The organism is Clostridium moniliforme, from assembly GCF_017873235.1.
Lineage (GTDB): Bacteria > Bacillota > Clostridia > Clostridiales > Clostridiaceae > Clostridium > Clostridium moniliforme.
This window is the reverse complement of record NZ_JAGGJZ010000001.1, coordinates 529,557-542,105: the sequence shown is the minus strand read 5'-3', so window position 1 is coordinate 542,105 and position 12,549 is coordinate 529,557. Positions and strand designations below refer to the sequence as shown.

Genomic DNA, 12,549 nt, shown 5'->3' with positions numbered 1-12,549 from the left:
TAACAAAAGATAAAGATAATAATATAATTAACAAAAGGGAGGAATTTTATATGGCAAAGAATGCTTGGAAAAAGTATGATGAGAAAGGAATTCAAGAAATATTTAATTTCAATGAGGGTTATAAGAAATTTATTTCAAAATGCAAAACAGAAAGAGAATGCGTTGTAGAATCAATTAAAATTGCAGAAGAACATGGATTTAAAAATTTAGAAGATGTAATAAATTCTAATGAAACTTTAAAAACTGGTGATAAAGTTTATGCAAATAATATGGGAAAAGGATTAGCATTATTTGTAATTGGTAAAGAAAAAATGGAAAAAGGTCTTAAGATTTTAGGAGCTCATATCGATTCACCAAGACTAGATTTAAAACAAAATCCATTATATGAAGATACTGATTTAGCTCTTTTAGACACTCATTATTATGGTGGAATTAAAAAATATCAATGGGTTACTCTTCCACTTGCTTTACATGGAGTTGTAGTTAAAAAAGATGGAACAAAAATAAATGTAGTTGTTGGAGAAGATGAAAGTGATCCAGTAGTTGGAATATCTGATCTTTTAATTCACCTTGCAGCAGATCAAATGGATAAAAAGGCTGGAAAAGTAGTTGAAGGAGAAGACTTAAATGTTCTAATTGGAAGTATGCCTTTAAAGGATGAAGAAAAAGATGCTGTTAAAGCAAACATTCTTAGAATATTAAAAGAAAAATATAACTTTGAAGAAGACGACTTCTTATCAGCAGAAATAGAAGTTGTACCAGCTGGAAATGCAAGAGATTATGGATTAGATAGAAGTATGATCATGGGATATGGTCAAGATGATAGAGTTTGTGCTTATACTTCATTATTAGCTTTAACAGAAATTAAGGAAGCACAAGATAAAACTTGTGTGTGCTTACTTGTTGATAAAGAAGAAGTTGGAAGTATAGGAGCTACTGGAATGCAGTCAAAATTCTTTGAAAATGTAGTAGCTGAAGTTATGGATAGAGTAGGAGATTATTCAGAAATAAAATTAAGAAGATGTTTAACTAACTCAAAGATGCTTTCATCTGATGTTAGTGCAGCCTTCGATCCAAATTATCCATCAGTAATGGAAAAGAAAAATACTGCTTTCTTTGGAAAAGGAATTGTATTTAATAAATATACAGGTGCAAGAGGAAAAGGTGGCTGTAATGATGCAAATGCAGAATATATTGCAGAACTTAGAGCTATGATGGAAAAACATAATGTATCTTTCCAAACTGCAGAACTTGGTAAAGTTGACCAAGGTGGCGGTGGTACAATCGCTTATATATTAGCACAATATAATATGGAAGTAATTGATTGTGGAGTTGCTCTTCAAAATATGCATGCACCATGGGAAGTTGCATCAAAAGTTGACGTATTTGAAACTAAAAATGGATATGTTGCTTTCTTAAAAGAAGCTTAATAAATAAAAAAAGCTTACCTTATTTTAAGGTAAGCTTTTTTTATTTTTGTAACTTAATTAATATACTTACATATATTAATAATACAAAGGAGGAAAGTATATAATGGATAAATCACGTTTTAGAAATTATGGTTTATGGATATCTATTGCTGCGTTAATTCCAATGGTTTTACATGCATTTGGATTTGATGTTTTACCAGATAATTATCAAGAAATAACAAGTGCTATACTTTCTATTTTAGTAATGTTAGGTATATTAAGTAATCCAACAACTGATTGCAAATGGTATATTGATGATAAAAATAAGTGTAATAAATAAAAATGACACCTCTTTAATTAAATAAAGGTGCCTATTTTACAATTATAATTAAAGTAAAATAGGCACTTATTTTATTTAGTATTTAATTTTTCTAGCAGTTTACTTAAATATTCATCTTTTAAAGTCATATCTCCTATATCACCATGACGTTTATCGTTTTTAAAATCACCATGACAATCAGAACCAGCAGAAACTAAAAGATTATGTTCCTTTGCAAAATTTAATAAGTATTTTTCATCTTCTTTAGAATTTAAAAAGTATATTGCTTCAATTCCATCTAAATTAAATTTTAAAAAATCTTCTAAAGGAGAATTTTTAATTAATACAGGGTGAGCTAAAAATACAAGAGCATTAAACTTATGAAGAAGTTCTATACCTTCTTCAATAGTTATTTTATTAGTTGGTACATAAGCTGGTTTATCCTTTCCAATAAAATTATCAAAAATATAATCATGAGTGTAAGGATAACCTGCATCTATTATTGCCTTTGCAATATGAGGTCTTGCAATTATATTTTTACCATGTTTTAAAACATCCTCAAAATTTATGTTTATATTAAATTCATCAGATAGTTTTTCTATCATTTTTTTTGCTCTTAATAGTCTTTTTTCTTGTATATTGTTTAATATTTCAATAAAATCTTCTGATTTATAACTATCATCTCCAAAAAATCCCAATAAGTGGATACTTTCATTGTTATAGTTACATGAAAATTCTATTCCAGGAATTAATTTTATATTTTTAACTTTTGCTTCATCTATTGCTTCTGAAAGACCATTTATAGTGTCGTGGTCTGTTATTGCAAGTATTTCTACTTCGTTTTTATATGCTCTATCAACAACTTCTTTTGGACTAAGTATTCCATCAGATTTATTTGTGTGTACATGAAAATCAACTTTTGGCATATAATTTAAACTCCTTTCTTAAGCTTATTTATTTTTTTAAGATAAAAAGCTATGCTATAATTTAAATATTATAAGTATTTTAGCATAAGATAAGATAAATGAATAGAAGTGGGGGATATTATGTTAGTGATGATAGATAATTATGATTCATTTGTTTACAATTTAGTTAGATATTTTAATGAATTAGATGAAGAAGTAAAAGTTTTTAGAAATGATGAAGTAAATAGTGACATAATAAATAATATTAATCCAGATGGAATTGTTATATCACCAGGACCTAAAAGTCCTAAGGATGCTGGAGAAGTTTTAAAAATAATAGAAGAATTTAAAGAAAAAATACCTATTTTAGGAATATGCCTTGGACATCAAAGTATAGGGGAATACTTTGGAGGTAAGATAGTAAAAGGTACAAGACCTATGCATGGGAAAATATCTAAGGTTTTAAATAATGGAAAGGGAATATTTAAAGGTATTCCAAAGGAAATTAAAGTTACAAGATATCATTCTTTAATTATAGAAAAGGAAAACTTACCTTCTGAATTAGAGATTACTGCAGTAACAGAAGATGGAGTTATTATGGGAATTGAACATAAATCTTTACCTATATATGGTGTCCAATATCATCCAGAGGCAGTACTTACAGAAGAAGGACATACACTTCTTAATAATTTTATTAATATTTGCAAAGAAAAAGGAAGGGAGAGAAAAAATGAAATTTAGTATAGAAGAGATTAAAACAAATTTATCTCCTTTTGATATATATAATTTATTTAGTAAAGAAAAAGATAGTGTTTTTTTAGATAGTTCAAAGGAAGATGAAAGGTTATCAAAATATTCTTTTATAGGAATAAATCCAATTGAAACCTTTGAAGTTTTAAATGGAGAAGTTTATATAAATTCTAAAAAAATAGAAGAAAGAGATGGCTTTTTAGAGTTAGAAAAGAGAATAGAAAATTATAAATTACATATTGAAAGTGATATTCCTTTAATTGGAGGATATATAGGATATATATCCTATGATGCAGGAAGATTATTAGAAAAGCTACCTAATATAGCAAAAGAAGATTTTACTATTCCTGATATGAGGTTTATATTATATAATAATATAATAATTTTTGACTTAATAAAAAATAAAACTTTTATAACATCTTTAGGATTAAAAAAAGAAGAGGATATAGATTTAATTAAAGAAAAAATAAAATATGCATCTCCTAAAGGTTATGAAACTATAAGAGAAGGAAAGAATGAATTTTATTCTAACTTCACAAAGGAAGAGTATATTAATGCAGTTAAGAAGATGAAGGAATATATAGTAAATGGTGATATATATATTGCCAATATGACTCAAAGATTTTATTGTAAATCCCTAGAGGATTCCTTTAAAATATATTCTAAATTAAGAAGTATTAATAAGGCACCTTTTTCAGCTTTTTTAAATTATGAGGACTTTCAAATTATAAGTTCTTCTCCTGAAAGATTTATTCAAATAAAGGATGGAAATGTAAATACTCGTCCAATAAAGGGAACTAGACCAAGAGGCAAAAATAAAGAAGAGGATGATATTTTTAGAAGAGAGCTACAAAATAGTGAGAAGGATAAGTCAGAATTACTTATGATTGTTGACTTAGAAAGAAATGATTTAAGTAAAGTATGTGAAAATAATTCTGTAAAGGTTAGTGAGCTTTTTAAAATAGAAGAATATGCAACTGTATTTCATTTAGTTTCTACAATAGAAGGAAAATTAAAAAAGGAAAATTCAGCAGTTAAATGTATGAAAGAAGCATTTCCAGGAGGATCTATAACAGGTGCACCTAAAATTCGTGCAATGGAAATTATAGAAGAACTTGAAGGGGTTAAAAGAAATCTTTATACAGGAAGTATAGGATATTTTGATTTAAGGGGAAATAGTGACTTTAATATAGTAATAAGAACTATACTAAAAAAGGATAACAAAGCTTACTTTGGAGTAGGTGGAGGAATAACCTTTGAATCAGATGAAGAAGATGAATATTATGAAACACTTCAAAAGGCAAAGGCATTAATGCAGGTGTTAAGATGAGAGAGATTATAATAGATAAAAATAAAATTAATTTAGATAATGGCGTTTTCTTTGGAGAAGGGGTTTTTGAAACAATTTTTTTTAATGAAAGCCCTTATTTTTTAGAATTTCATATAGAAAGATTGAAAAAAGCTTTAAAAATTTTAAACATGTCTCCTTTAATAGAAGAAGAAAAGGTAGTAGAATATATAAATAAATTAAAATTAGTAAATAAAGCATTAAAGATAACAGTTACAGAAAAAAATATTATATTAACTACAAGAGACAATAGTTATACTGATGAAATGTATGAAAAAGGATTTAACCTTAAAATTTCAAAAGTACTTAGAAATTCAACATCTATTATGCCTAGAATAAAGTCTACTAATTATATTGAAAATATATTAGAAAAAAGAAAGGCAGCAAAAGAAGGCTTTAATGATGCTATATTTTTTAATGAAAAGGGATATTTATGTGAAACTACAGTTTCTAATGTATTTTGTATAAAAGATAAAAAAATATATACTCCAAAATGTTCTAATGGATTATTAAATGGAACAGTAAGAGATTGGATTATAAGAAATTTTAAAGTTTCTAAGTGTAATATTACATTAGAAGAATTAAAAAATATGGATGAAGTATTTTTAACTAACAGTTTAATTGGTATAATGAAAGTTAATTTTATAGAAGATATAGAACTTAATAAAGAAGATGTTACAAATATTATAAGCAATAAGTATAGAGAAGATTTAATAAAATTGGAGGGCAAAGGATAAATGATAAACAAAGATAAGATAATTGAAGGGGCAAAATTAATAATAGAAGGAATTGGGGAAGATCCAAATAGAGAAGGACTTATAGAAACACCTGAGAGAATAGCTAGAATGTATGAAGAGATTTTTGCAGGACTTAATAAAGATGCTAAGGAATATTTAAGCAAAGCCTTTACTGTTTCAAGAGATGATTTAGTTATAGAAAAGGATATAGTTTTTTATTCAATGTGTGAACATCATTTTGTACCTTTCTTTGGTAAAGCTCACATAGCATATATACCAAATGGAAAGGTAGCAGGGCTTTCTAAACTTGCAAGAACAGTGGAATTACATTCAAAGAAACCACAGCTTCAAGAAAGATTAACTTGTGAAATTGCAGATGATATTATGAAGTATTTAGATGCAAAGGGAGTTATTGTTGTTCTTGAAGGAGAGCATACTTGTATGACAATGAGAGGAGTTAAAAAACCTGGAACAAAAACAATAACAACTACTTATAGAGGTGTATGTGAAGAGGATAGGGAACTTAGAGGAGAAATTCTTTCCCTTATGAGATAGGAGTCTGTAATTTATGGATAAGGTAAATGAGATTTTAAAAAATAATATTTTTAAGGAAAATATGAAGCTTTTAGAAGATCTAGAAATAGATAGAGAATTTTGTAGACATGGGTTAGATCACAGCTTAGATGTTGCAAGAATAGCATATATAAAAGCTTTAGAAGAAAATATTAATATTTCAAAAGAAGTTATATATGCAGTGGCTCTTTTACATGATATAGGTAGAGTTTTGCAATACAAAGAAAACATACCACACCATAAAGGAAGTGGAATATTAGCTGAAAAAATATTAAAGGAAACTTCCTTTAGTAATGAAGAACAAAACTTAATAATAAGTGGAATAGAAAATCATAGAGAAGATAATAATTCTAATTATTTTAATAAATTAATTAGAGAAAGTGATAAGCTATCTAGAAACTGCTTTACTTGTAAAAGTTATAATAAATGCTATTGGGATAAAAATAAGAAAAACAATATAATTAAGTATTAAATTAAGGAGTGAATTTAATGAAGATAGGAAATACTGAATTTAAATTAGGTGAAAGAACCTATGTAATGGGAATACTTAATGTAACTCCAGATTCTTTTTCAGATGGAGGAAAGTTTAATAATATAGAGGCAGCATTAAAAAGAACAAAAGAACTTATAGATGATGGAGCTGATATTATAGATATTGGTGGGGAATCAACTAGACCTAACTTTGAAGTTGTTAAGGCAGAAGAAGAAATAAAGAGAGTTGTACCTATAATAAAAGCAATAAAAGAAAATTTTGATATACCAATATCAATTGATACATATAAAAGTGAAACAGCAAAGGCAGCTATAGAAGCTGGTGCTGATTTAATAAATGATGTATGGGGATTTAAAAAGGATAAAAATATGGCAAAGGTTGCCTATGAATATGGAGTTCCTTGTATTTTAATGCATAATAGAGAAAAGGCTGAGTATAACAATTTAATGGAAGATGTTATAAGTGATTTAGAAGAAAGTATAAATATAGCATTAGAAGCTGGTGTTAAAAAGGAAAATATTATATTAGATCCAGGTATAGGATTTGCAAAAACATTAGAAGAAAATTTAAAGGTTATGAATAACCTAGAAAAAATTAGAGATATGGGATATCCTGTTCTTTTAGGTACATCAAGAAAGTCAATGATAGGATTAACACTAGATCTTCCAGTAGACAAGCGTTTAGAAGGAACTATAGCAACAACAGTACTTGGAATAGTTAAAGGATGCGAATTTATAAGGGTACATGATGTTCTAGAAAATAAGAGAGCTTGCGTTATGACAGATGCAATTTTAAAAGCTAAATAAGGTGGTATAGCTTATGGATAAAATTTATTTAAAGGATGTTGAAATATTTGCAAATCATGGTGTATTTCAAGAAGAAAAAAGTTTAGGACAAAAATTTATATTTGATATAGAGTTAGAATTAGACCTTTCAAAGGCAGGAAAAACTGGTGATTTAAAATCTTCTGTTCATTATGGAGAACTTGTATATGGAATTGAGAAGGTTGTATGTGAAAAAAGCTATGATTTAATTGAAACTGTTGGAGAAAGAGTTTCAGAATATATACTTAATGAATATAGATTTATTAAAAATGTTAAGGTTAAAGTAAAAAAACCATGGGCACCTATAGGAAGACATTTAAAATATGCAGCTATTGAAATAAATAGAGGATGGCATGAAGCTTATCTTTCAATTGGAACTAATATTGGAGAGAAAGAAAATAATTTAAGGGAAGCTATAAATTACTTAGAAGATATAAAGGGAGTTACTATAGATAAAATATCATCATTTATAAAAACTAAACCTTGGGGAGTTGAAAATCAGGAAGATTTCTTAAATGGGGCAATTAAATTAAAAACAATACTTTCTCCAAGGGAGCTTATGGATGAGCTTTTAAATATTGAAAAATTAATGAAGAGAGAAAGAATAATAAAGTGGGGACCTAGAATAATAGATTTAGATATTATATTCTATGATGATATTATAATGGATGATGATTATACTACTATTCCACATCCAAGAATGGAAGAGAGAGAATTTGTATTAAAACCTCTTTGTGAAATAGCACCTAATAAGGTTCACCCACTATTAAAAAAGAGAGTATTTAGATTACTTGAAGAATTAAATTAAAGTTTAGGAGTGCAAATTAATTGTTGCACTCCTATTTTTTGTTTCTAATATAATTACAAAAATCATAAAGATTAAAATGAAGGGGAAGATTACTCATGTCAATTATATCTTCACTATAATGACCATCCCAAGGATTGAGAGTGGCTATTTTATTATCATAAATTTTTATAATGTAATTTTCTTCTGGAAATTTAATAATAAGTCTAAAAACTTCTTTGTTTTTAATTTCAAATTTATCTAAAAAGGCACTTTCATCTAAAGTATTTATAAAATTTTTTAAAATATCATTATCCTTCTCATCTACTGGAAAATATTTATAAAGATTTGTGTCAAACACTTGAAGAGAATATGTTTTATTATCCATTAAATTATCTTTAATTTTATTAGAATAATAATTTTTTGAAGGACTTTTTTCAAAGTGAACATATCTTGAACTATTTAAAGTACAACCTTGTAGAAATATTAAAGCTAATATTAAAGATAAAAACTTAATATGTTTCAACTATAAAACCTCCCATTTAAAATCTCTTTAATAATTTATTCTAATTAATCTTTAATTAGAACATTTTGAAAGGTTATGAATATAATATAATAAAATTTAATCCTTGGAGGTATTATTATGAAAATTGGAATAGATATAAATTGTTCTGATATTTCCAGGGCTGTAAGGACAGAGCTTAAGAAAAAGGGATATTATATTGTTGATATGTTCTTGGAAGAGAAAATAACTATTGGAGAGGAAGTATTTAAAAAGGCAATTCTTATTAATACTTCAAAATTAGATTTCTTTTTGCTTGTTCAAATTAACGAGAAAGAGGAAAATACAAAAATTTATTACAAAGATAAGATATCTAAAGATTTTTCCCTGAAACTACAAAGAAAATTAAGGGATATTGGAATAAATAATATCAATTATAATAATGGAAATAAATTTTATTTAATGAAAAATACAGAAGTTCCAACTGTAATTATAAAAATGAATTTAGAAAAAATTCAAGAGAAAAAAGAAGAATTAATACAAATATTAATTAGCTGTTTAGAATCACTTAAAGATTAATTTAATTATATTTTTAAGTTTTTATTTTATTAATGATTTAAAAGGTAATTATAAATATTTATGGATAAAAATAGATGAACAAAAGTAACATTTATAGTAAGGGTAAAGAGGGGGATAACATTATGAGGATAATAGCAACTTTAGGACCTAGCATTAATGAAAAATTAGTTATTCAAGAATTGATTTCATCTGGAGCTAATACCTTCAGATTTAATTTTTCTCATGGAACAATTGAGGATTTTGATGCAAAATATAAATTAATAAAAAACATAAATAAAAATATACATATTATGGTGGATTTGCCTGGAAGTAAAATAAGAATCTCGGATAAATTACCATATATATATAAGGTTTATAATGGGGAAAAACTTTTATTTTGTGGAGAAGATGTTTATATAAATAAAGGATATATAGTAAAAAATGATAGGGAAAAGGTTATTCCTTTAAATATACAAAATATATTTTTAAAGGATAAAAATATAAGAAATATTTCTATGAAAGATAATACAATGAATTTTGAAATACTTTCTATAGATGATAATGGAATTAAAGTTAAAGTAAAAAGAGGAGGAATAATAAGAGCAGGAAAGGGAGTTAATATAAAAGGATTTTCAAGAGAAAACTTAAAACTTTCAGAAAAAGATAAGATTGCAATTTCCTGGGGAATTAAAAATAAAGCAGATATAATATGTCAATCTTTTGTTGAAGATTTATTTGATATAGAAAAGGTTAAAAATTTTATAAAATTAAATAATACGGAAGAAAATTATATGCCTAAAATATGGGGAAAATTAGAAACTAAAAAGGGGGTTAAAAATGTAAGTATTATTTCTAAAAGTGTTGATGGAATTGTAATTGGACGAGGTGATTTAATTCCAGAAAGTAATATAATAGATGTACCAATTTATCAAGATAAAATTTTCAATGATTTGAAAAGCTATAAAGGTGAGGTAATAGTTGCAACTCATATTTTAAATAGCATGAAAAGAGGGAAGAGAGCAGATTTATCTGAAGTTGATAGTATATATAATTTAATTTTAAAAGGGTGCAATGGATTTTTACTATCAGGAGAAACATCAATAGGAAAAGCACCTATAAAAACAATAAAATTTTTAGTTAGTCTTATAAAAAAATATAAATAAAAAAGAAAGGTTTGATTATATGGGAGATAAGGGTGTAGGGAAAAGTGTTTTATATACTAGAATTACTCAATTAGTATGGATATTTATTGGGGGATTGATGCTGTTTTTAATTTATAAGACTATGAATGAATTAATTTAAGACTATTTATTAATAAAAATGTAAGATTTAACCTAGATTTAATAAAACGTTTACTATAAATTGAAATAATTATGATAAAATTAAATAAATTTATAACTTAGGAAGAAGTGAAGTGGTTGAAAAAATTTATATCAATTTTTATTGCTATAGTAATGCTAAATGGGATATTTATTGGTTGTGGAAAATATGAACCAGATGAACTTGGAAAATATAATGTAAATTATATAGATAAGAATGATAGAGAAGATGATGGGTCATTTCCTATAATAAATATAAAAAATATAAAAAAAGAAAATGGAAGATTAATAATACAAATAGGATCTCCAACAATAAAACAATTAGATTATGCGTTTGATAATTTTTTATTTGTACAACTTATAGATGTAAATGGTAGTAGAATTGAATATGAAAAAATGCAATTAGATCCTGTTGAAACAAACATACAAGCTGAATTAAAACTTATTGGTGGAGATTTAAATAAGGTTGCTTATATAGAAATAGGACCATATAAAACAAAAAATGGTGGTCCATTAATTTTTAAGGTTAATTAGTAATTTAAGTAAATATAAATTTATGAGTATTTTAATAATATTGTATAAATAAAAACCTAAGAGAATTTATCTCTTAGGTTTTTATTTAGTAGTATTATATTAAAAAAATTATATATTAAAAGGTTATATTCAACACATAAATTATATACCTAATATACTATTTTTATTATGTATTTAACTTTGATTTTACATTAAAAATAAATATTTTTTTTAATGTTAACATACTTATAATAAAAGTAATTAACTTAAATAATCATAAAAAGTATAAAAATCCTTTTATAAGTAACTCGAAATAAAAATATTAGGTGTCTGTTATCACAGAAAAAATCATATTTATAAAATATAGATAAATGCGGATATAAAGGACAAGTTTAGTTACACGATAAAACATAAAAAAATAAATATTAAAAGTTATACTAAAAATTAAAAAATATTTATATATATAATAATGGTAAATTTATATTTTTTATTTGAATAGTTTTAAAGTTGATTAAATGATTAAAACTAAAGTGGTTTATTAAGGGGAGATAAAAGATATGTATGGGTATATTTATAAAACTACTAATTTGTTAGACAAAAAAATTTATATTGGTCAACATAAAAGTAAAGTATTTGATCCACATTATTATGGCTCTGGTTCTTGGTTTCGTTCAGTTTTAAAAAAATATGGGAAAAACAATTTCATTTGTGAGATTATTGAAGAATGTGAAAGTCCACAGAGTTTAAACGAAAGAGAAATTTATTGGATAGAGCATTTTCAATCAAGAAATCCTTCCATAGGATATAATCTTGCAAAAGGTGGAGAACAAGTTATTGTTGGATGTACAGACTATGAAATAAACCGTATTTCAGAATTACTTATTAATTCTACAAATGATAATATACATGATATAATTTTTGAATTGCAACAATATGGATTGAAAATTTATGAAAAAAATGAAAAATGGCAACCAACTAGTAATAATTCAAATGGTATTAAAATGGTTGCAATTGATAATTCTGTTGTAGTAAGCTTTTATACCAAAAATCAATGTTCTATAACTAAAGAATATGCAAATATATTAAATTGTTCTTATTGGAAGTATAATTTGATGGTTGAAATATATAAAATTCCAAGTTTGTTTAAAAAGCTTTCTATTGACTATAAATCTAAAAAAATAATTCCTGAGAGTAAAGGATCAGGAAGAGGAACATCAGGAATTTTTTTAGAAACTCAAAAACATACTAAAAGTGCGAGAATTCCAATTAATTTTAATTAATTCATTTCTAAGATATTTAAGAAGGGTATTTTTAATTAAAAATACCCCTTTGTTTGCTAGTAATTATAAATTGAATTTAAGTATAAAAAGTTAAAAGTTTTGATACTTATGTACTTAAAAGTCCAACCTTATGTAATCAAAAGTCTGAAAAAATATTAATCTATTAAAAATAATAAATAATATACAATATTAATTGTGACAATAAAAGTTATAATGAAGTAGCCGAACTTTTAGG

General features: G+C 25.5%; 15 protein-coding genes. 13 read left to right on the top strand and 2 right to left on the bottom strand.

Translation table 11 applies throughout. The features are described 5' to 3' along the window. Positions 1-50 precede the first annotated feature (50 nt). Complete coding sequence (locus J2Z53_RS02565; RefSeq protein WP_209795654.1) at positions 51-1,430, top strand: aminopeptidase; 1,380 nt, start codon at positions 51-53, stop codon at positions 1,428-1,430. Positions 1,431-1,533: 103 nt separating this feature from the next. Beyond that, positions 1,534-1,749, top strand: coding sequence for a phage holin family protein (locus J2Z53_RS02560; protein ID WP_209795653.1), 216 nt, complete (start codon positions 1,534-1,536; stop codon positions 1,747-1,749). Between the two features lie 71 nt (positions 1,750-1,820). Here J2Z53_RS02560 and J2Z53_RS02555 read toward each other — a convergent pair whose 3' ends face one another. After that, a complete protein-coding gene (locus J2Z53_RS02555; protein ID WP_209795652.1) occupies positions 1,821-2,654 on the bottom strand; it encodes a PHP domain-containing protein in 834 nt (277 codons plus the stop codon). 120 nt (positions 2,655-2,774) lie between these two features. Here J2Z53_RS02555 and J2Z53_RS02550 point away from each other — a divergent pair, with 120 nt between their 5' ends. Genes J2Z53_RS02550 through folK form a run of 7 tightly spaced genes read left to right on the top strand, consistent with a single transcriptional unit; the run spans position 2,775 to position 8,166 of the window. Next, the gene (locus J2Z53_RS02550) at positions 2,775-3,374 is read left to right on the top strand and encodes an anthranilate synthase component II (RefSeq protein ID WP_209795651.1); all 600 of its coding nucleotides are present in this window, start codon (positions 2,775-2,777) and stop codon (positions 3,372-3,374) included. Then, positions 3,364-4,713, top strand: coding sequence for an aminodeoxychorismate synthase component I (pabB, locus tag J2Z53_RS02545; RefSeq protein WP_209795650.1), 1,350 nt, complete (start codon positions 3,364-3,366; stop codon positions 4,711-4,713). The genes J2Z53_RS02550 and pabB overlap by 11 nt, the downstream gene beginning before the upstream one ends. Then, complete coding sequence (locus J2Z53_RS02540; RefSeq protein ID WP_209795649.1) at positions 4,710-5,468, top strand: aminotransferase class IV; 759 nt, start codon at positions 4,710-4,712, stop codon at positions 5,466-5,468. The genes pabB and J2Z53_RS02540 overlap by 4 nt, the downstream gene beginning before the upstream one ends. After that, complete coding sequence (gene folE, locus J2Z53_RS02535) at positions 5,469-6,023, top strand: GTP cyclohydrolase I FolE (protein ID WP_209795648.1); 555 nt, start codon at positions 5,469-5,471, stop codon at positions 6,021-6,023. It abuts the gene before it with no gap. 13 nt (positions 6,024-6,036) lie between these two features. Further along, positions 6,037-6,513: an HD domain-containing protein gene (locus J2Z53_RS02530; RefSeq protein ID WP_209795647.1), complete on the top strand. Its 477-nt coding sequence runs from the start codon at positions 6,037-6,039 to the stop codon at positions 6,511-6,513. A 17-nt stretch (positions 6,514-6,530) separates the two neighbouring features. Then, the gene (gene folP, locus J2Z53_RS02525; protein WP_209795646.1) at positions 6,531-7,340 is read left to right on the top strand and encodes a dihydropteroate synthase; all 810 of its coding nucleotides are present in this window, start codon (positions 6,531-6,533) and stop codon (positions 7,338-7,340) included. Between the two features lie 13 nt (positions 7,341-7,353). Next, positions 7,354-8,166, top strand: a complete 813-nt coding sequence (folK, locus tag J2Z53_RS02520) for a 2-amino-4-hydroxy-6-hydroxymethyldihydropteridine diphosphokinase (RefSeq protein WP_209795645.1) — start codon at positions 7,354-7,356, stop codon at positions 8,164-8,166. Positions 8,167-8,197: 31 nt separating this feature from the next. Here folK and J2Z53_RS02515 read toward each other — a convergent pair whose 3' ends face one another. Then, complete coding sequence (locus tag J2Z53_RS02515) at positions 8,198-8,668, bottom strand: DUF4883 family protein (protein ID WP_209795644.1); 471 nt, start codon at positions 8,666-8,668, stop codon at positions 8,198-8,200. A gap of 117 nt (positions 8,669-8,785) precedes the next feature. Here J2Z53_RS02515 and J2Z53_RS02510 point away from each other — a divergent pair, with 117 nt between their 5' ends. The 4 genes from J2Z53_RS02510 to J2Z53_RS02495 all read left to right on the top strand — a co-directional run bounded on the left by J2Z53_RS02510 (position 8,786) and on the right by J2Z53_RS02495 (position 12,314). Then, positions 8,786-9,223: an N-acetylmuramoyl-L-alanine amidase gene (locus J2Z53_RS02510; protein ID WP_209795643.1), complete on the top strand. Its 438-nt coding sequence runs from the start codon at positions 8,786-8,788 to the stop codon at positions 9,221-9,223. 122 nt (positions 9,224-9,345) lie between these two features. Next, positions 9,346-10,365 (top strand): pyruvate kinase, encoded by a 1,020-nt coding sequence (locus tag J2Z53_RS02505; protein WP_209795642.1) that lies wholly within the window; start codon positions 9,346-9,348, stop codon positions 10,363-10,365. A 255-nt stretch (positions 10,366-10,620) separates the two neighbouring features. Next, positions 10,621-11,055 carry a hypothetical protein gene (locus J2Z53_RS02500; RefSeq protein WP_209795641.1) on the top strand — a complete coding sequence of 145 codons (435 nt, stop codon included), beginning with the start codon at positions 10,621-10,623 and terminating at the stop codon, positions 11,053-11,055. 536 nt (positions 11,056-11,591) lie between these two features. After that, positions 11,592-12,314: a GIY-YIG nuclease family protein gene (locus J2Z53_RS02495; RefSeq protein WP_209795640.1), complete on the top strand. Its 723-nt coding sequence runs from the start codon at positions 11,592-11,594 to the stop codon at positions 12,312-12,314. The last annotated feature ends 235 nt before the right edge of the window (positions 12,315-12,549 follow it).

Excerpts from the sequence above, each read along its gene's own strand:
- J2Z53_RS02560 (WP_209795653.1), top strand. The coding sequence starts at position 1,534 with ATGGATAAATCACGTTTTAGAAATTATGGTTTATGGATATCTATTGCT.
- J2Z53_RS02505 (WP_209795642.1), top strand. The coding sequence starts at position 9,346 with ATGAGGATAATAGCAACTTTAGGACCTAGCATTAATGAAAAATTAGTT.
- J2Z53_RS02540 (WP_209795649.1), top strand. The coding sequence starts at position 4,710 with ATGAGAGAGATTATAATAGATAAAAATAAAATTAATTTAGATAATGGC.
- pabB (WP_209795650.1), top strand. The coding sequence starts at position 3,364 with ATGAAATTTAGTATAGAAGAGATTAAAACAAATTTATCTCCTTTTGAT.
- J2Z53_RS02495 (WP_209795640.1), top strand. The coding sequence starts at position 11,592 with ATGTATGGGTATATTTATAAAACTACTAATTTGTTAGACAAAAAAATT.
- folE (WP_209795648.1), top strand. The coding sequence starts at position 5,469 with ATGATAAACAAAGATAAGATAATTGAAGGGGCAAAATTAATAATAGAA.
- J2Z53_RS02550 (WP_209795651.1), top strand. The coding sequence starts at position 2,775 with ATGTTAGTGATGATAGATAATTATGATTCATTTGTTTACAATTTAGTT.
- J2Z53_RS02530 (WP_209795647.1), top strand. The coding sequence starts at position 6,037 with ATGGATAAGGTAAATGAGATTTTAAAAAATAATATTTTTAAGGAAAAT.
- J2Z53_RS02510 (WP_209795643.1), top strand. The coding sequence starts at position 8,786 with ATGAAAATTGGAATAGATATAAATTGTTCTGATATTTCCAGGGCTGTA.
- folK (WP_209795645.1), top strand. The coding sequence starts at position 7,354 with ATGGATAAAATTTATTTAAAGGATGTTGAAATATTTGCAAATCATGGT.
- folP (WP_209795646.1), top strand. The coding sequence starts at position 6,531 with ATGAAGATAGGAAATACTGAATTTAAATTAGGTGAAAGAACCTATGTA.
- J2Z53_RS02555 (WP_209795652.1), bottom strand. The coding sequence starts at position 2,654 with ATGCCAAAAGTTGATTTTCATGTACACACAAATAAATCTGATGGAATA.
- J2Z53_RS02565 (WP_209795654.1), top strand. The coding sequence starts at position 51 with ATGGCAAAGAATGCTTGGAAAAAGTATGATGAGAAAGGAATTCAAGAA.